Annotated in this window: 24 protein-coding genes; 4 read left to right on the forward strand and 20 right to left on the reverse strand. The window is 30.5% G+C overall.

The genetic code is table 11. The features are described from left to right. Positions 1 to 58 precede the first annotated feature (58 nt). Both KQH81_RS12740 and KQH81_RS12745 read right to left on the reverse strand, forming a co-directional pair. On the reverse strand, positions 59 to 523 hold the full coding sequence (locus KQH81_RS12740; RefSeq protein WP_027639372.1) for a hypothetical protein: 465 nt from the start codon (positions 521 to 523) through the stop codon (positions 59 to 61). A 25-nt stretch (positions 524 to 548) separates the two neighbouring features. Beyond that, positions 549 to 1,409 (reverse strand): DUF3100 domain-containing protein, encoded by an 861-nt coding sequence (locus KQH81_RS12745; RefSeq protein ID WP_074845142.1) that lies wholly within the window; start codon positions 1,407 to 1,409, stop codon positions 549 to 551. A gap of 266 nt (positions 1,410 to 1,675) precedes the next feature. Between KQH81_RS12745 and KQH81_RS12750 the strand changes: the two genes are divergently transcribed. Then, positions 1,676 to 3,319: a PucR family transcriptional regulator gene (locus KQH81_RS12750; protein WP_027639374.1), complete on the forward strand. Its 1,644-nt coding sequence runs from the start codon at positions 1,676 to 1,678 to the stop codon at positions 3,317 to 3,319. 88 nt (positions 3,320 to 3,407) lie between these two features. Here KQH81_RS12750 and KQH81_RS12755 read toward each other — a convergent pair whose 3' ends face one another. The 5 genes from KQH81_RS12755 to KQH81_RS12775 all read right to left on the reverse strand — a co-directional run bounded on the left by KQH81_RS12755 (position 3,408) and on the right by KQH81_RS12775 (position 6,877). After that, positions 3,408 to 4,037: a DUF3793 family protein gene (locus tag KQH81_RS12755; RefSeq protein WP_027639375.1), complete on the reverse strand. Its 630-nt coding sequence runs from the start codon at positions 4,035 to 4,037 to the stop codon at positions 3,408 to 3,410. 27 nt (positions 4,038 to 4,064) lie between these two features. Next, entirely contained in the window at positions 4,065 to 4,232 is a 168-nt protein-coding gene (locus KQH81_RS12760) for a FeoB-associated Cys-rich membrane protein (RefSeq protein WP_230028367.1), read from the reverse strand. Then, positions 4,233 to 6,359 carry a ferrous iron transport protein B gene (gene feoB / locus KQH81_RS12765; protein WP_230028368.1) on the reverse strand — a complete coding sequence of 709 codons (2,127 nt, stop codon included), beginning with the start codon at positions 6,357 to 6,359 and terminating at the stop codon, positions 4,233 to 4,235. It lies immediately after the preceding gene. Positions 6,360 to 6,429: 70 nt separating this feature from the next. Next, positions 6,430 to 6,651: a FeoA family protein gene (locus KQH81_RS12770; protein WP_027639378.1), complete on the reverse strand. Its 222-nt coding sequence runs from the start codon at positions 6,649 to 6,651 to the stop codon at positions 6,430 to 6,432. 13 nt (positions 6,652 to 6,664) lie between these two features. Beyond that, positions 6,665 to 6,877, reverse strand: a complete 213-nt coding sequence (locus KQH81_RS12775) for a FeoA family protein (RefSeq protein WP_027639379.1) — start codon at positions 6,875 to 6,877, stop codon at positions 6,665 to 6,667. A 169-nt stretch (positions 6,878 to 7,046) separates the two neighbouring features. Between KQH81_RS12775 and KQH81_RS12780 the strand changes: the two genes are divergently transcribed. The 3 genes from KQH81_RS12780 (at position 7,047) to KQH81_RS12790 (ending at position 8,686) form a co-directional block, all read left to right on the forward strand. Beyond that, positions 7,047 to 7,424, forward strand: coding sequence for a metal-dependent transcriptional regulator (locus KQH81_RS12780; RefSeq protein WP_027639380.1), 378 nt, complete (start codon positions 7,047 to 7,049; stop codon positions 7,422 to 7,424). A gap of 114 nt (positions 7,425 to 7,538) precedes the next feature. Further along, complete coding sequence (locus KQH81_RS12785) at positions 7,539 to 8,090, forward strand: chromate transporter (protein WP_099336220.1); 552 nt, start codon at positions 7,539 to 7,541, stop codon at positions 8,088 to 8,090. A gap of 2 nt (positions 8,091 to 8,092) precedes the next feature. Then, entirely contained in the window at positions 8,093 to 8,686 is a 594-nt protein-coding gene (locus tag KQH81_RS12790; protein ID WP_230028370.1) for a chromate transporter, read from the forward strand. A 72-nt stretch (positions 8,687 to 8,758) separates the two neighbouring features. Here the strand turns inward: KQH81_RS12790 and KQH81_RS12795 are convergent, their stop codons facing one another. The 13 genes from KQH81_RS12795 to KQH81_RS12850 form a co-directional block, all read right to left on the reverse strand. Beyond that, a complete protein-coding gene (locus KQH81_RS12795) occupies positions 8,759 to 9,418 on the reverse strand; it encodes a class I SAM-dependent methyltransferase (protein ID WP_230028371.1) in 660 nt (219 codons plus the stop codon). 175 nt (positions 9,419 to 9,593) lie between these two features. Continuing rightward, positions 9,594 to 9,749, reverse strand: a complete 156-nt coding sequence (locus KQH81_RS12800) for a hypothetical protein (RefSeq protein ID WP_099336222.1) — start codon at positions 9,747 to 9,749, stop codon at positions 9,594 to 9,596. 35 nt (positions 9,750 to 9,784) lie between these two features. After that, on the reverse strand, positions 9,785 to 9,988 hold the full coding sequence (locus KQH81_RS12805) for a heavy-metal-associated domain-containing protein (RefSeq protein WP_099336223.1): 204 nt from the start codon (positions 9,986 to 9,988) through the stop codon (positions 9,785 to 9,787). Positions 9,989 to 10,141: 153 nt separating this feature from the next. Next, a complete protein-coding gene (locus tag KQH81_RS12810; RefSeq protein ID WP_099336224.1) occupies positions 10,142 to 11,827 on the reverse strand; it encodes a SulP family inorganic anion transporter in 1,686 nt (561 codons plus the stop codon). A 246-nt stretch (positions 11,828 to 12,073) separates the two neighbouring features. Beyond that, a complete protein-coding gene (locus tag KQH81_RS12815) occupies positions 12,074 to 12,532 on the reverse strand; it encodes an NUDIX hydrolase (protein ID WP_230028372.1) in 459 nt (152 codons plus the stop codon). Positions 12,533 to 12,547: 15 nt separating this feature from the next. After that, a complete protein-coding gene (locus KQH81_RS12820; protein ID WP_027640188.1) occupies positions 12,548 to 13,336 on the reverse strand; it encodes a class I SAM-dependent methyltransferase in 789 nt (262 codons plus the stop codon). Between the two features lie 125 nt (positions 13,337 to 13,461). After that, entirely contained in the window at positions 13,462 to 14,145 is a 684-nt protein-coding gene (locus KQH81_RS12825; protein WP_027640187.1) for a GntR family transcriptional regulator, read from the reverse strand. 169 nt (positions 14,146 to 14,314) lie between these two features. Then, positions 14,315 to 15,697, reverse strand: coding sequence for a tyrosine phenol-lyase (locus KQH81_RS12830; RefSeq protein ID WP_099336228.1), 1,383 nt, complete (start codon positions 15,695 to 15,697; stop codon positions 14,315 to 14,317). A 255-nt stretch (positions 15,698 to 15,952) separates the two neighbouring features. Next, complete coding sequence (locus KQH81_RS12835) at positions 15,953 to 16,732, reverse strand: hypothetical protein (RefSeq protein WP_099336225.1); 780 nt, start codon at positions 16,730 to 16,732, stop codon at positions 15,953 to 15,955. 16 nt (positions 16,733 to 16,748) lie between these two features. After that, positions 16,749 to 17,510 carry an anti sigma factor C-terminal domain-containing protein gene (locus KQH81_RS12840; RefSeq protein WP_230028374.1) on the reverse strand — a complete coding sequence of 254 codons (762 nt, stop codon included), beginning with the start codon at positions 17,508 to 17,510 and terminating at the stop codon, positions 16,749 to 16,751. Positions 17,511 to 17,530: 20 nt separating this feature from the next. Next, a complete protein-coding gene (locus tag KQH81_RS12845; RefSeq protein WP_230028376.1) occupies positions 17,531 to 17,737 on the reverse strand; it encodes a hypothetical protein in 207 nt (68 codons plus the stop codon). Continuing rightward, the gene (locus KQH81_RS17620; RefSeq protein WP_081670414.1) at positions 17,727 to 17,867 is read right to left on the reverse strand and encodes a sigma factor-like helix-turn-helix DNA-binding protein; all 141 of its coding nucleotides are present in this window, start codon (positions 17,865 to 17,867) and stop codon (positions 17,727 to 17,729) included. The genes KQH81_RS12845 and KQH81_RS17620 overlap by 11 nt, the downstream gene beginning before the upstream one ends. 210 nt (positions 17,868 to 18,077) lie before the next feature. Continuing rightward, positions 18,078 to 19,136 (reverse strand): DMT family transporter, encoded by a 1,059-nt coding sequence (locus KQH81_RS12850; RefSeq protein ID WP_027640176.1) that lies wholly within the window; start codon positions 19,134 to 19,136, stop codon positions 18,078 to 18,080. Positions 19,137 to 19,207: the final 71 nt, after the last annotated feature.

Consider the following 19,207-nt stretch of genomic DNA (forward strand, 5'->3'; position numbering starts at 1 on the left):
ATTCCGCAATGCCTAACTCAGCCTGCTATTTTATATTAATATTTTAAAACCCCTCTTTTTAAATCATTCCCTTTGTAGACAGTACAAGATTTGCAATTGTAGCTGAGAAGAAATATGTTGATGCCATGACTACAAAAGAAACCAAAACTATTTTCCAGCTTAACTTTTTAAATACATCAAGCTGATCCCCAACTGATATTCCTGCAAAAGCTACCAATGGAAGTCCAACTAGTCCAAAACTCATTGATCCCATTGAATTAACTATAAATTCTTGTAATGGAGATATTGGAAGCGTAAGGAAAAATGAAACCAATGTAGCCCATGCAAACCCTGGTAAATTAGGTTTTTTTATAAAGTTTTTTAATACTAATGCGATAAATACCATAGCAAAACTAACTGCCGTTGAAAGCAATAATCCTTTTACCTCAGTACCTTGTGAAAAAATGTGAATCAAAGCAACTATGCCATATATTATAACCACATACTTAAGCTGCTCCATTATATCTAAAACTGTACTTTTCATTACTATTTCCCCTTTCTCATATTAATTAAGCTATGTTTGCCTTTTTTCTATCTTCCTTCTTTGAAAATAATTTATCTCTTAATTTTTCTATAGGAGGTGCAACCTTTTTATAATAGAAGTTAGCTAAAGGCAGTGCTACAAACATTTCAACATAAACTCCTGTAACTGCTGTTATCATTCCACTTGTGGCTGAATATGCTAAAATTTGCTCTGCAAACATTGGATCTGCTGCTCCACTAAGAGCTGCTGTTGCGGCACTCATCATAGATGCACTTCCCATTCCTGATGCCATTGCCAAAGCATATGGATGTAATCCAATTCCTAATCCAATTGGTGCTAATAATGAAAACACTATAGCTCCAAACACACTTCCACTTATGTAAGTTCCTAATGTCCCCATACCTTCTCTAGAATTTAATCCATATTTATCCCCTATAATTCCTAATGCTGTATCTCTGCAAAGTGAGAATGTTCCTCCTACAGCGCTTCTTCCAAGACCTAATAAAACTCCTAATGGAAGTGCTATAAGCATTGTCATAACGTTTCCTGCTTCTTGAAATAATAACGCTGGACCTGCTTCTAGAACTATTCCTACTTTTGGACCTGCACTAATACCAAACATGATTCCTAATGGATAAAGTGTTAATGATAATAAATAAGGAGCTATTTTAATCTCCTTTTCTGTAATAAACTTTTTAACCGCTGGGATTACTTTTCCTAAAAGCTGTGGTGAAAGAGCTATACCTAGCATAATTGCCCAAATCATTGTCATGATCTTAACTGGTATGCCGAAAACAGTAAATTGAAGAGGCCCCATTGCTTCTGCTATTAAACAAATAATTATAGCAGCTATCAAACAATTAATACTGCCTGTATTCCTTTTCATCTATAATTCCCCCTTTTTCACGTTTAATTTTTAAATATTTTAATTTTTCTTAAATGTTAATATAATTATAAATGGACATACATGAAGCTGTCTAGGTTCAGTCTATCCAAGAAATCACCACAGTTATAGTGCACATTGCACAATAATATTATTTGAAACTGGTAAAGGAAAACCTTTTCTCGTTGACAATTAATACTCTTATTCTTATAATTATTACAATACTGTTGGTAAAGTTAGTCATATTACACTACAAAGGAGGAAAATGTATGTCATTAACAATTAGAGATGCCCTTAATTTTGGTGGCTTAAAAAAATGTAAATTAGTGGCTGGAAGCAAAGGATTGTCGAATATAATTCTACATACAAATTCAATGGAGATTCCAGATATAGAACCATGGCTTACCAAGGGTGAACTTCTAGTAACTACAGGCTATGCTTTGAAAAGTTCTTCTATAAATTTAATAGACTTAATAAACATAGTTTATAGAACTCATGCGTCAGGAATCGCAATAAAAACTAGATTTATTGGACCATTTTCAAAGGAAACCATTGATCTGGCTGATGAACTCGGAGTTCCATTAATTGAAATGCCAGATGATCTTCCATTTGTTGAAGTACTCACTCCTTTAATGAAATCAATAATGGATGAACATCATTCAAGACTAGAATATTCTCAAACCATACATAATAAATTTATAGATCTAGAATTGAATGGTGGAGGATTCAGCGCAATTTCAAGCGTATTGTATACCCTTTTAAAACTGCCTAACGCTATAGTGGATTCTAACTTTGAAATTGAAACAATAAAATCTTCATCAGCAAATCATACTAGTTCATTAAATTATTTTTGCAATAAGCTTCTATCTGTTCCTTCTATACTTAGTTTCAAAAATAAACCAATAGTATTTTATAGAGATCTTGAAACAAATACTTTATATAAAATAAGAAAGATAAGTAATAAAGATAAAATTCATGGTTACCTTATTTTAGAAGAAGATGATGAAATTCAAAATGAAATGGCTGATATAATAATTGATCATGCAACTACTGCAATTGCTTTGGAATTCTCCAAAAAAACAGCCTTAGATGAACAAATGAAATTAATAGGGAATCATTTCTACTTAGATATAATAGCGGGAAATATAAAAAATGAAGAGGAAGCTAAATTGAGAGCCTTCAATTTAAAATGGCCTTCTCCACCACTTAGACTTGCTATATTTGACGTAGATCAATTTGATACTATCATAAAAAATAAGGATGAATTCTATATTCAAGAACTTAAAGAACTTATACTTAACACTATAAGGCTTCATTTGAAAGCTTTGACTAAAAATTTCAGCATAATTCCTCGAAGTGACAGCTTTACCTGTCTCCTTCCTCATACTTGCAAAAAAGAAGAACTTTCAAAATGCATAAATAATATTCAAAATAAAGTTCAAGCCAACTTGCATATAGAGCTTACTGTAGGAATAAGTGTTATTTTTGATTCTTATACATCCTTGCATGAAGCAAACAAGGACGCTAGAGAAGCTATTAAAATATCACGTTTAATTGGCAGTAATTCAAGGTCTATTTTTATAGAGAATAATCGTCTTGAACAAGCCCTCCTTCAGGTATCTGACAATGATATTATTCAAAAATATATATATGATACTATTTTTATTCTTAAGGACTATGATAAGAAAAATGGTTCTCAGCTATTAGAAACATTAAATCAGCTTATTTTATGTATGGGCATAAAAACTCAAGCTGCTCAAAATTTATTCCTTCATAGAAATACACTTATGTATAGAATAAAAAAGATTGAACATTTAACAGGCTATAATCTATCAGATAAAAATGACTTACTGTCTTTAGCCGTAGCTATGAAATTCTATCCCTTTGTTGCAAAAAATAAAATATATAAATAAAAATAGCGAAGCAGTAAAATACTACTTCGCTATAAAGTCTAACTTATCGAGGTCACATCAATTTTAGGTTGCTTTATATTCATTAAAATCACGCAGAATAATCTATTTTTTTTAACTTATACACCAGATCATGAGCTTGTAACCCATGTATTATACTTTGTGCTGCTTGTTTTTTTATAGTATCATATTTTTCAAATACTTTTACTGCAGAATCTAAATCATTATATACTTTCCAATATCCGCACATAAGACATTGTTTTGATGTACATTTCATAAAGTCTTTCACATCATTTATAGGATAACCTAAAAATATACCTAGTTCATGTGGGCAGTGGTAAAGTGAATATCTTTCTTTTAACTTACTTAAATAGCTTTCTAAGTCTTGATCTAAAGAATATCCAATCCCAGTTAAGAACTGATAACTTTTTTCTGTGAATAAATATGATTTTAATATCTCTGCATTGTATATAAGAAGTATGGCTGAATTTAAATCTTCTCTTAATACTATATAATTTAATCCAATATTATCTATGAATTTTCTTCCGTGCTCCATCCATTTCCCGTAGGTATTGTCACAATCTTTTTTTAATGTGACTGTTGCAGATGGTTTGCTTCCCTCAATAACAATAGACAAATTATATACAAGAAATTTTTCTATATAATCTTTATCATTCATTTCTTTTAAAGTCTCATATAAACTCTTAACTACTGCACACATATTCTTCTCCTTAGTTAATATTTAATATTATTTTGAATGGCACATTCCTGAACTTGGACAATTAGCACAGTTACATCCGCAAGAACTTTTGCCTTTCTTTTTATCTTTAACCATTTTAAAAATTACTGATGCTACAATTAACAAAACTACTGACCCAACCACCATAGTTGAAAGATTCATATTCAAAAATTCCAATTACATCATCTCCTCATATCTATTCTTACGAACTAAAAGATATATCAAGATAGCTAGTAATATCAATGCTATTCCTGTAAACACAGTAAATCCTCCGCCTGTAAAGAATAATCCAAGTTGATAGATTATAAGTGAAATCACATAAGCAAATATACATAAATAACCTATTGCAAACCATGTCCATTTTCCATTGTTCATTTCACGTTTTATAGCCCCAATAGCTGCAAAGCAAGGTGCACATAAAAGATTGAATGTCAGGAATGAAAATGCTGATAATGTTGTAAAGTCTTTAGCCATCATAGACCAGTACTCTGCTCCATCTTCTGCAACTTCAGCAAAACCATAAAGAACACCAAAAGTATTTACTACATTTTCCTTAGCTACAAGTCCTGTAAATGTGGCAACAGAAGATTGCCATGTTCCAAATCCAAGTGGCGCAAATATCGGAGCTATAAACTTACCTATATTCGCTAATAAACTTGTATTATTATCTTCTACCATAGTTAAAGCTCCATCCACAAAACCAAAGCCCTGTAAGAACCATAACACTATTGAGGATAGAAGTATTACTGTACCTGCACGTTTAATAAATGACCAGCCTCTCTCCCAAGTGCTTCTTAAAACGTTGTTTGCTGTAGGCATATGATAAGCTGGAAGTTCCATAACAAATGGGGCTGGCTTTCCTGCAAACATCTTTGTTTTCTTTAATAAAATACCTGATATTATAACTGCTGCAACTCCTACAAAGTATGCTACTGGTGCTACCCACCATGCTCCATCAAATAATGCTCCTGCAATAAGAGCTACTATTGGCATCTTTGCTCCACAAGGTATGAAAGATGTAGTCATAATTGTCATACGTCTATCTCTTTCATGCTCTATAGTACGCGATGCCATTATTCCAGGTACAGAACATCCTGAACCTATAAGCATAGGAATAAAACTTTTACCTGAAAGTCCAAATTTACGGAAAATACGATCCATAATAAATGCTACACGAGTCATATATCCGCAATCTTCTAACATAGAAAGTAATAAGAACAATATAAGCATTTGAGGTACGAAACCAAGGACTGCTCCAACACCGCCAACTATTCCTTCAACTACTAAACCTGTAAGCCATGGTTGTACTTCCGCACTTTCCATCCATGATTTTAGACCTCCCATAATCCATTCTTCAAATAAGGTGTCATTAGTCCAGTCTGTAACTAAAGTTCCTATAGTTGTAACAGAGATATAATAAACTAAAAACATAATTGCTGCAAAAACTGGTAAAGCCAACCATCTGTTAGTTACAAATCTATCTATCTTATCTGATTGAGTAAGATTATTTTTACATTTTTTTCTTACACATTGCCCTGTCAATTTACTTATATATGCATATCTTTGATTAGTAATTATACTTTCAGCATCATCATCCATCTCATTTTCACATTCTTTTATATGTTCCTCAATATGTGAAATAAGTTCATTTGAAAGTTTTAACTCATCAAGGACTTTTTCATCTCTCTCAAATAATTTGATAGATAGCCATCTTAAATTTTTATCATTTATTGTATATTCTATAGATTCCTCTATATGTGCAATGGCATGTTCTACTGATCCATTAAATACATGAGGAAGTTCAATTTTCTTTTTAAGCTTGGCCAATTTTACTGCCTTTTCTGCCACTTCTCTAGAACCTATACCCTTTAATGCAGAAGTCTCTACCACCTCACATCCAAGAGCTGCACCAAGTTTATTTAAATTTATTTCATCTCCATTTTTACGTACTATATCAATCATGTTTACAGCCATAACTACCGGAATACCTAGTTCTATAAGCTGAGTTGTAAGATATAGATTTCTCTCAATATTAGTTCCATCTACTATATTAATAATGACATCTGGTCTTTCATTTGTTAAATAATTACGTGCAACAACTTCTTCCAAAGTATATGGAGACAAAGAATAAACTCCCGGTAAATCCTGAATTATAACATCATCATATCCTTTTAGTTTTCCTTCCTTTTTTTCTACTGTAACTCCAGGCCAATTCCCAACATACTGACTACTCCCAGTTAAATCATTAAACATGGTAGTCTTACCGCAGTTTGGATTACCTGCAAGTGCAATTTTTATACTCATATTTCCCTCCATCCAGTTAGCACAAACTAACCTGCTTTTTAAAAAAATTAGCAGCTTAAACTGCCTTAAATTAATTAACTTCAATCATTTGGGCATCTGCTTTTCTTATTGAAAGCTCATATCCTCTTACATTTAACTCTATAGGATCTCCTAATGGTGCTACCTTTCTTACATAAACTTCTGTTCCTTTTGTAAGTCCCATATCCATGATACGTCTTTTTACTGCTCCTTCTCCGTGAAGCTTTATTATAGTGGCTTTATAACCGACTTTCACATCTTTTAATGTATTCATAATTCTCTCTCCTTTATATCATGATTCTACTAGCCATTGTTCTATCTATTGCTATACGACTATTTTTTACAGATATAATCATATTGCCTCCAATCACAGAAACAATGGTAACCGATTCTCCAACAACAAAACCTAATTCCGATAAGTGCTGACGCACCTCATCCTTACCTGTTATTCTTTTTATAATGTTATTTTCACCTATCCTAGCCATTGTTAAGGGCATTATGACTCCTCCCCTCTTAACAATTAATTTAATTCGCTCTAGTTAGCTTCAACTAACTCATTAATTTAAGTTTACTATCGCTAACTTACTATGTCAAGAGGTTTTCTCATATTTATTGATAATTTGTGTAATCTATGTTAACCTATATAATAAATACTCGGAGGTGAGTAATGTGAAAAGACAAGAATCTTTAGAAGATTATTTAGAGACTATTCTAGTTTTAAATAAATCTGGTGATGTACGTTCTATAGACATTGTAAACAAGATGGGTTTTTCTAAACCTAGTGTCAGTGTTGCTATGAAAAATCTACGAAATAAAGAACTAATAAATATGGATAACAATGGTTTTATAACACTTACGGATGAAGGGAAAAATATTGCAGAAAATATTTATGAAAGACATACCATTATAACAAAGGCTCTTGTAGGTATAGGAGTTTCTGAAGAAATTGCTAGAGAAGATGCCTGTCGCATAGAACATGATATAAGCGAAGAAACCTTTGAAAAACTTAAAGAACATATAAATAAAAGAGGAGCATCTACCTATTAAGGGTGAATGCTCCCTAATTTTGTTATATCTTTTTTAAATTATATATTGAGTAAATTTAATTGCTTATTTGTACTCTACAATTAAATTTACAAACTTTTCAGGAGATGGTAATAGTTGAAACAGTTGTTAGAATTATTTTTTACTTTCGCTAAAATAGGAACATTTACATTTGGAGGGGGATATGCTATGCTTCCTATGCTTCAAGAAGAAGTTGTAGACAAGCATCATTGGACTACTAATGATGACATTATGAATTATTTTGCTGTAGCTCAATGCACCCCTGGAATAATAGCTGTTAATACAGCAACTTTTATAGGATTTTATCAGGCTGGTATTGCAGGTGCAGTATTTGCAACCTTTGGAATTGTATTTCCAAGCATAGTAATAATAAGTATAATTGCAGGATTACTTCAAAATTTCGCAACTCTTCCTGTTGTTGTACATGCCTTATCTGGAATTAGAGTTGCGGTATGTGTCTTGGTCCTTAATGCAGTAATAAAATTTTGGAAAAGCGGTGTTAAAGATTCTTTAGGTATCATAATATTTATACTTTCTCTAGGAGTCGCTTATTTTACTAACATCTCCACAGTTTTTATAGTAATCCTATCTGGAGCGTTAGGATTTATGGCTAAGCATATATCCTTTTTAAAGAAAGGAAGTAAATAATCATGAAACTATTCTTTACATTATTTATAGAATTTTTTAAGACAGGTCTATTTGCCATTGGAGGCGGGCTTGCTACTATTCCCTTTCTTCAAGAGATAATTGAAAAATATGGATGGTTTACAACTGAATTTTTGACAGATATGATTGCAGTCTCTGAATCAACTCCTGGTCCCATAGGAGTAAATATGGCCACCTATGTTGGATTCATTACTGGACTAAAAGGCTATGGAATTATCGGAGCAATACTTGGTGCTTTAATAACCACAATAGGGCTTGTACTTCCAAGTTTGATTATAATATGTATAATCGCGCAGTTTCTAAAGAAATTTAAAGAAAGTGAGGTTGTTCAATCTGTATTTTATGGTTTAAGACCAGCAGTAACAGCTCTTATTGCATCAGCAGGATTAGGTATTTTTATGGTTACTTTATTTAGCTTAGATGCATTTAAATCCAGCGGTCAGATTTTAGATCTCTTCAAAATCCCTTATATATTATTATTTTGTATACTATTTTTTATATCAAAGAAATTTAAAAAACTTAGTCCAATCATGCTTATAGTGTTTTCAGCAATAATTGGAGTTATATTTAAACTATAATATCATAAAATTTCATCTTCTAAAGAATCCTCATGAATGCTTCAATAAATCATCCATAAAGGATTCTTTATTCTACTTTCTCATAAAAAACATCCTATTATGTTGATCATACTCAGGAAAATAAATATCTACAAATTCTTCTTCTTTAAAATACTTCTTAAAAAGCTCTCTCCACTGCTCCGTAGTTTGATTCCATAAGAGAAGTCCATCATCCAAAAGATTGTCATCTATAATCTTTACATTCCATTCTTTGATTTTTTCTTCAGTTATGTATGGATTTAATTTTATAAGAATCTTTCCATTTTCTTTAACAATTCTTCTAGCTTGTCTTAATAATTCCTCTCCATCCTCAGGTCTCAAATTATCAATGATATTTGATAGTATGATTCCATCATAACTTTCATAAGCTTTTGTCACAAGCTCTTCAATACTTCCAACTTTAAAATCATAAAATCCACATTTCATAAGCTTTGCTCTTTCTTTGGCAAGCTTTATAGCCTCTGTAGATAAATCCATTCCATGAAGATTTTCTACTCCTCTTAATGCACAATAAAAAAGCATACTGCCATTGCCACATCCAAAATCAAATAATTTCTCTACTCCTCTACTTATCCAATTAAGTCCTTTGTCTAAGTTAGGGTTTCCTATAATTTTATTAGTAGGAATTGTTATTTCCAAGTTTTTATATATTTTATCCTCAACTTTAATGTACTTTTCATATTCATTCCCCATAAATTCACCTTCATTTATATATATTATAAATATCAATCATAAATTTATTGTACCATAATTTAAAATTATATTTTAAATATTCTATATATAAAAAAGTTCATCATAAAGTTAATTTGCTTTATGATGAACTCCATCAATTACTTTAAAAATACATTAAAGAATAAATAATATATTTTTAGAATCCCTTTTTCTTTGCTTCTATGCCACTTTCATTAAGTCCAGGTTCTTCAATTGTAGTATTAAGTTTGTTTTTTGCCCATTGATTTTGAGTTTTATTTCCATTAGCTAAAAAATTTTCTTTGGTGTAGGATTTACGATTTTTAGTATTCATGTGTATTTTCCTCCTTACATTCTCTATAACTATTTCTATTGAACTTTGTGTCCTGTGCTTTCAATACAACTTTTTATTGTTTCTGGAGTAGCAGGATTATTGTATGCAACTTCAACTGTTCCTCTTCCTATATCTACACATACCTTGTTTACTCCATCTATCTTTTCTAAGGCATTTTTGACTTGAGTCTTAACTGAAGAATTAAGCAAACCATTGATTTCATAATGTTCTCTTTCCATATCAAAAATCATCTCCTTATAAAGAATTTACATTACTAGTTTACCTCGATAAACTTTTTTTATAGTATAAAAAAACCCCCACAGGTGGCGAAATAAGTCACCTATGAGGATTATTTTAAGTTATATTTTAATAGCTTGTACTATTTTTATATATTAATCCGTTACTACTATTTTAGGTATATTACGTTTAATAGCTTTTTCCCCAATAATATCTGCTTTAATAAAGGCTTCATCTATGTTAACACAAAAATTTTCTTCTCCGTTTTTTTCTATAAACCCTGATTTTCTCATAACTTCATATGGCAGCTCTCTAACACCAGAAAATATCAGAGTTATAGATTTTTTCTTACATCTTTTCAGTAATTCCTCTAAAGAATGTAATGCTGTTATATCAATTGATGGCACGTTTCTCATGCTTAATATAACAACCTTTGTGGATGATGTAGCTGATATACTCATAAATTCATCTACTGTAGCAAAAAACATAGGGCCTTCTATTTCAAATACTAATGTATGTTTAGGAATTGATTTTAATCTTAAGGGCTCCGATTGGATCTCATCTTCCCAATCAGGTTTAAGCTCTATAACAGAAGATGTGTTTGACATTTTCTTCATTAAAAGCAATGCTGATAGTACAACCCCAATTTCTACTGCAAATAATAAATCTACTAAAACACCTGAAAGAAATGTAACTATAAGTACAATAAAATCTGACTTTGGTGCATGCTTAGCCATGTAGCGAAACTCATGAATATTACTCATATTATATGCTACCATGATAAGTATAGCTGATAAAGTAGGAATTGGAATATATCCTGCTAGAGGCATTAGTAATAATAAAATAAAAGTTACTACAACACTATGAACAATTCCTGCAATAGGTGTACGACCACCATTTTTAACCCCATTAGAAGCTCTAGCAACCGCTCCTGCTACAGGAACTGCACCAAAAAATCCACAAAATATATTTGCAATACCTTGTGCTACTAATTCTTGATTAGAGTTATGCTTTTCTCCCATTAATCCATCAGTTACAACACAAGCTAATAAAGATACTATTGCTATTAAAAATGCCAAAGTTACTGCTGATGGAATTAAAGCTTGAACTAATTCAAAACTGATTTCTGGCACTTGAAATTTCGGAAAATTCGATGGAATATTTCCATATACGCTTTTAATAGTTGCTACATCTAGATTTGCTGCCATTACTAATGGCGTTGTAATAAGTATCGCCGCTAAGGAATTTGGTATCTTAGTTGTAATTTTAGGAATAATTATAAGTATAGCTATAGAAAGAAGTCCAATAGCTAATGTTGGTATATTTATTGTATCTATAACTTTGAAGTATGCTGCAAACTTATCCATAACCTTTACAGGTATTTCTTCCATGGTTAATCCGAAGAAACCTTTAATCTGTCCCGAAAAAATACCCATAGCAATAGCTGCTGTAAACCCTAAAGTAATAGTCTTTGGAATATACTTTAAAAGTTGTCCAAACTTAAAAAGTCCCATTATAATTAATATAATTCCTGCCATAATACTTGCAATGGCTAGTCCCACAAGTCCAAATTCTTCAATAATGGTAAATACAGTCATTACAGTTGCTGCTGTTGCCCCTCCAATGTTAACTTTACTTCCTCCAAAAAAGGACACAAAGAATCCACCTATTATTGCAGAATATAGTCCTCTTTCAGGACTCATACCCGATGCAATAGCAAGTGCTACAGATAGTGGAAAAGCAATTACTGCAACAATGATTCCAGCTAGAATATCCTTAAAGAGCTGGTCTTTTGTATACTCCCTCATGCATCCCCACAGCTTAGGCCTAAAGTCATTCATTTTTTCTCCTCCATAATTTATATATTAATGAAAATATAAAAGTAAGCATTTTCAATTTTAATCAGATTTTTCATACCACCATATATATTATAATATACCATATAAAATACGTCTACATTAATTATGAACAAATTATGTCTTAACTATATAAATTATAAATCTTTTTTCTAAAGCATTAAAATTTCATAATTTCATATAACAACAAAAAAATCCTCATCTATGTTTTGCTCATAAATGAGGATTTCTCTATAAATTCATTTTTTTAATAAAATCATTAATAAATTTTCGATGGCTTCCAACCATTTTTTCCGGAAGTTCCTTCAATGAAAAAAATCTAAGCTCAAGACCTTCTTCTTTATTTACTATCATTTCACCGTGATACTCGTGAGTATAATATACCATATTAACTAAATAAAACTCATCTTCATTAGGCAGCTTCTTATATAGTTCTTTGCCAGAATAAATATCAAGAAGTTGTAAGTTATTAATATATAGACCTGTTTCCTCATAGACTTCTCTTATTCCAGTCTCTTCTAGACTTTCTCCCATCTCCATTATTCCTCCTGGAAGACCCCAAATCTTATCTGGATATGTTCTTTTTTGAAGCAATACTTTATTTGTTTGATCTAAAATCAAAACTGAAGTTCCGTTCAAAATCACCGGCCTGTGTCCCATATATTTTCTTATATACTTTATATAATCCATATCTCTTACCTTTCACTATTTATCTTCATTTTCCTTTTTTAAAATATCCAATGTATGTGCACTCGCTCCAAGTAAATCTGACCTTTCACAAGTCGACAAATGATAATCAATAAAAAGCTTAAATGTTTCTTCATCCATATTATGAAGAATAGGACGCATATAGTTAGCTGGACCATCTGCAGCAATTAGCTTTATTCTTTTCACTGATGCAGCTTCATTTACTCTATTGATATCTTCAATCCTTACATAATCATATAAATCTTCTGGTTCTGATACAACATGAAAATCATCACTAACTTTACCTTTTTCAATAGATTCTTTGATATTATTTTCTTTGAAGCCATATGTTAATATGCTATATTCATTCATGCAATATGCTACTAATATAACTCCTCCAACCTTTGTCACTCTTTTAGCCTCTTTAAGAGCTTTTACCTTATCCTCAAAAGTATATAAGTGATACATAGGTCCAAATACTAAAGTCATATCAAAAGTATCGTCCTCAAATCTTGACAAATCTAATGCTGTACCTTGATAGGCCTTTACGGTGCTTCCCTTTGATTTTAAAACACCTAAATTATGCTTTACAAGCTCAACAGCTGTTACATCATACCCTTCATTAGCTAACTCTACGGAATATCTTCCTGTCCCTGCTCCTACATCTAGGATTTTTGCCTTTTTATTGCCATTCAAATATTCATGAATATACTTCATAGAAGTTATATATTCAACTTTTCCGTGTCTTCTGGTTAATCTTTTATCTTCACAAAATTTATTATAGTATTTTTCTAATTCCATTGTCATATCTTTATGTTTCCCACCCTTTAAATTATGCTCTTTCTAAAACTATTATATCATGAGTTAAAATTTCTTTGATATAATCTGTGTAAAAGGCATTAAGACTTTCATCTTAATGCCCTCATAATATTCTAATCATCAATGGTTGTTTTTATAGCTTCTTCCCCAATTCGCAAAAATACCTCTTTAAATAATTCTTCCGCCTTTTTATAATGCTCTTCATTTAATCGAAAACATTCTTCCAAGTCATTTTCTGAAAAGGCCTCTGCCATTTTTTCATGAATTTCAATGCTATGTTCTTGCATTTTAAAAACTTCTTTTTCATAATAACCTCTTAATAATACTTCATGCAGTACATTAAACTTCTTATATAGTTTCTTCAAACGAGAATTTTTTGAAAAAACAATAAACACCTTATGAAATTCATAATCATATTCAAAGTATTTTTCCGTTCCTATGCTTTTTTTCTGCAAAGAAATATATTCTTTCAATATATCTGCAACTTCTTTATGATCGGATTTTTGAAATGCCAATTTTATTCCTGTATTAGTTATTCCTAATAATATCTCATTAACTTCCACATAAAAATCAACATCAAAATTAACCACCAAGGCTCCAGTATTATCAATGCTTTGAATTAAACCATCTGCATAAAGCCTATTAATGGCATCACGAATGGGAGAAGAGCTTACTTGGAATCTTTCTTGTAAATTTCTATTAACAATTTTTGATCCAAATAGAATCTTTTTGGTGATAATCTCCATTTTCAATTCGTCATATATTTGATCGCTTAGTGATTTTTTTATAATTGCCATTTCTTACTATACCTCTCATATCTACTTCTTCCAAAATCTTTTCAGAACATTATAATTATACTATAAGAATCCTTTCTAATCAAAATCACAAAAACAGAAACCTTAGCATCAAAGGTTTCTGTTTGTTAATTAATTTTGGCACCAAATTATAGATTTTTAAAATATTATACTATTCATCAATATCAAATTTTGCTGTAAAGAAACGTAATTGTTTTGGTTCATATACAAATTTTAATGGTTTAATATCTTCTTTGTGTTGGAATAATTTGATACATGCATCTGCAACAACATCCATATGACGATAAGTATATACTCTCCTAGGTATTGTCAATCTAACAGTCTCCAATTTTGGTTTGTGATTTTCTCCAGTTTTTGCATCTCTTCCTGCTGATACAATTCCCCTCTCCATTGAACGAACTCCCGCTTCAACATATAAAGCTGCTGCCAATGCTTGTGCTGGGAATTGATCTTGAGTTAAATGTGGACAAAATCTTCTAGCATCTAAAAATACAGCATGTCCTCCCACTGGCTCGATAATTGGAATTCCAGCTTCCAATAATTTATCTCCCAAATAACGAACTTGTTTAATTCTGTGTTCTATATATTCAAATTGCATAGCTTCTCTAAATCCTATAGCAATTGCTTGCATGTCACGACCTGCCATACCACCATAAGATGGCATTCCTTCAAAAACAACAACTATTTCCTTTGCTTTGCCAAACAATTCATCATCATTGATTGCCAAGAATCCACCAATATTTACGATGCCGTCTTTTTTCCCTGAGCAGGTTGCTCCATCAGAATAACTAAACATTTCATGACAAATTTCTTTTATAGTTTTATCTTTATATTCTTCTTCTTGTTCTTTAATAAAATAAGCATTTTCTACACAACGAGTAGCATCATAAAATACTTTGACACCATATTTATTTGCAACTTCTCTTACTTCCTTCATATTTTTCATAGAAACAGGTTGTCCACCTGCTAAATTTACTGTTACTGCCAAACAGATATATGCAATATTTTCTGCTCCTTTTTCTATGATAACTTTTTCTAGTTTTTCTACATCAATATCACCTTTAAAAGGAATATTTTTAGTAGCATCATGCGCTTCTTCTCTAATAACATCTATAAAAATACCGCCATTTCTTTCTTGATGATAACGAGTAGTTGTAAAATACATATTACCTAATACATATTGTCCTGGTTTTATAGCAATTGTAGAAAGAATATTTTCTGCTCCACGTCCTTGATGAGTTGGTACAACATGATTAAACCCAAACAATTCCTTTATAGTTGATTCTAAAAAAAGCCAATTTTTAGAGCCAGCATAGGCTTCATCGCCCATCATTATTCCTGCCCATTGTGCATCCGACATTGCATTAGTTCCACTATCTGTCAATAAATCTATATAGCAATCTTCCGACTTTAAATTAAATGTATTGTATCCAGCTTCTTTTATCGCCCTAATCCTTTCTTCCTTTGAAATCATTTTTACTGGTTCAACACTCTTAATTTTGAATGGTTCTGCAGGGTATCTTGATAAATCCATATCCATTTTCTTTCCTCCCTCATACTATAAAAATAAATCAAATAGCACTTAATGCATCATGCATCATGCATTTATAAATCCATATTAATCCATTTTATACGTTTCGTCAATAAATGAATCATATTCTTAGAGAATAATTTTCATACAAAAACATCTCTATTTTAACAAATTTATACAAGTAATTTTTCTACAAATCAAAAAAAGCATTAAGATTTTTCATCTTAATGCCTCTAATTTTATTAAAAATCGTTTTGGTTATGAATCTCGTAAACCATCAATTTTCTTATTTAAAAATTGATATAAGAACATTATTCCAACTAGTATTAATATAAAATCATATATTAATAAACCATAAGCTTTTGTGTTATAATTTCTTGTTAAATTGAACAGTTTAATTACATTAAAATCAATTAAATTATTAAAATGACATGCATCAAATAAAATACCCGTAACTATTACATAAAATATAGGTAATATATATGATATAGATTTCTTTTTAGTAAATGTTACAACTCCCAAAATGAATACTGAAAAGGCAGCTGCAGACAGAGACACAGCTAAACATATTAGAATAATATATGTGATTTTTGAAACATCATATCCCCCTGTAAAAATACCTTTTGCAATATCTGATATGCCTACATCATTTATTCCAAATTTCATAATAAGATATAAAATCCAACCACCTTGACTAATTGCAAAAATACTAAATGTTGTTATAGCATTCACTATGCCTTTAGTAATTAAATAATTTTTTATATTTATAACTTCTGACACTTTATTTAAAAATCCCGATTCCTCATCCTTAATTATTGATGTTGAATAATTTAAACCAGCTAATACTGGTCCCCAAAAACCAATATATGAAAATCCACAAATTCTTATAAACAAATCTACTCCATCTAGACCTGGATATGGAAAAGCTATTTCTTTTAAATAAGATATCATCAATAGCATTGAAATTATTAAAATTGCAATTATTGTTTTCCATGAAAATAACGTCTTTTTTAGTTCTAATTTTAAATAAGTTTTCACATCTATCCCTCCTCCATTAATCTCTATCTACAACAGCTCCAATTGTAGCAGCTTTAATATATCTCTCATCCTTCAAAGCTTTTAATGTATTCACATCTCCACTAACAACTACTCCTATTATCTTTAAATCCTCGATATTAATCGCACCTTTGCCATTACTCAAAGTATCAAAGAGTTTTTCATAAGTTTCACTATAATTTTTTTTCTTACCATCCATTATAGCTTTTATAAATTTATTTTCAGGATTAATAATTGCATGTCCTTGTTTATCTAAAACTTTTATACCATATACATCATATTCATCAAAAATTACTTTACTCTCAGTTTTCGTATCATTTTCGTTTAAGGTATTTATCCAGTACCAATTTAATATAACATCTTTAGGTAACATTTTTTGTATTTGATTCATAGTATATTCTTTATCAAAAGACAGTGACATCTCTATGAGTTTAGAATCATCTATACTATCAATGTTTCCTAATTCATTTATATAATTTTTGTATTCCATTGATGGATGATAAAATTTCATAACTCTCTTGCCAATCTTATTATATTTTCTTTTTTGCTGGATATCTTCTAACGATTTCCCATTGCTATTCCATAAGTAGTCTCCCCTATTACCATAATTATTGTTAATTAAAGGCACGTAAGTATACTTTTCTTTATAATCACCATCAACTATAGGTTTATTTCCTACAAATCTATATCTAACATAATCCATCTCTCCAGTCATGACTCCATCATAGTTTTTTATATTTCCTACATAAGCATTTGGCATAGCTATATTAAACCAGTTTTCTAATTTTTTTCTTCTTTCTCACTAATATTAGTTAAAAAGGTGGAATTTAATATTAATGCTATAGCATTTAAAATTATAAATACCATTAAGCTTATTATTACATTTCTGATTATTGATAAAGATCTGGCTTTTTTAATAGGATTACCAAAAGTAGTCTTTTCTTTTGTCTCGAATAATTCTTTTAATTTCTCGTCATCACTTTTCATATTTCTCCTCCCAAACTTTTTTAAATTGTTCCCTAGCTCTGAAAAGATAGGTTCTAACTGTATTCTCCTTAATATCCAATAATTCTGATATCTCTTTATAAGACAAACAAAAATCATATTTAAATATCAATAAATTCTTTACTCATTGTAGCCTCCCTCCATAAAGCAAAAGTTAATTGTTTTAATATTGAAGTACTTCTGTTACTATGACGTTTTAACTCCAAATATGTATACATTAATTTTACACTAAATAAAAAATCTACCAAACAACCTTTATTGAATGGTAGATTTAAATAGCTTATGATAAAATTCTCTACAAGCTAAAATTTACGTATGAGCTTTACACCTCTAACATATGAATATGGTTATGAAAATCCAAATTATCATGATTATGTGTATGATTTTCTGATTCATCTTCATGAGTATGAATGTGGCAGTGTCTATGAACATGTTCATGAATGTGTATAAAATTACCATGACTATGCTCATGAGTATGAATATGCTCATGTTCATGATTATGCTGTAAACCAATGCTGTCTTTAACCATAATAACTGTACTAACAATCATAATTACTAACGCTATATAAAACTGTATTGTAGGTCTTTCTCCAAGCAATATCATACTAAAAACAACTCCTAAGAAAGGAGCAACTGAATAATAGGCACTTGTCTTTGCAGCTCCTAACTCCTTTTGAGCCATAATATAAAAATTAATACTAAGTCCATATGCAACAAATCCTAATATAAAAACTGATATTATCCAATTAAATTCAGGAATATTTTCTCTAAGTATCAATGCTACGATAAAACTTCCTAATCCAGAAAAACAACCTTTTATAATTACAATTTCTTCTGAACTCTTATTGCTAATCATTTTCGTACAATTATTCTCAAGTCCCCAACATATACAAGCTCCAAGAATGAATAAAGAACCTTCATTAAATATAAATGCTCCATTTCCATCAAAACTAAGTATTGTACTTGCTATTGTCACAAGTCCGATAGCAACCCACAATTTTTTAGAAACTACTTCTTTGAAAATAACCAAAGCAATCAATGAAGTTACTACTATTTCAAAGTTATTTAGTAATGATACATTTGCAGATGTTGTTTTACCAATACCAAACATTAAAAGTATTGGCGCAATGATATCTAATATCACCATTGCAACTGTATATGGTAATTCCTTTCTAGTTAACAACTCTTTCTTCTTTTCTTTTATCATTAAATTATTTATAAAACCATATATCATCATTCCGATACCTGCGCCCAAATAAAGAAATGCTGCTATCATTGTAGCATCTACATGTCTTAATAATAACTTTGATAAAGGTATATTTATGGCATATAATAATGCCGCTAGTATTGCGAATGCTGTTGCAACATTCTTTTTCTTCATATACTCACTCCATTTCTAACTCATCAAAATATTCTAATCTATCTTACTTATTAAGTTAATTATAGTATCTT

Source organism: Clostridium cadaveris, from assembly GCF_020911725.1.
GTDB classification, from domain to species: Bacteria; Bacillota; Clostridia; order Clostridiales; family Clostridiaceae; genus Clostridium_X; species Clostridium_X cadaveris.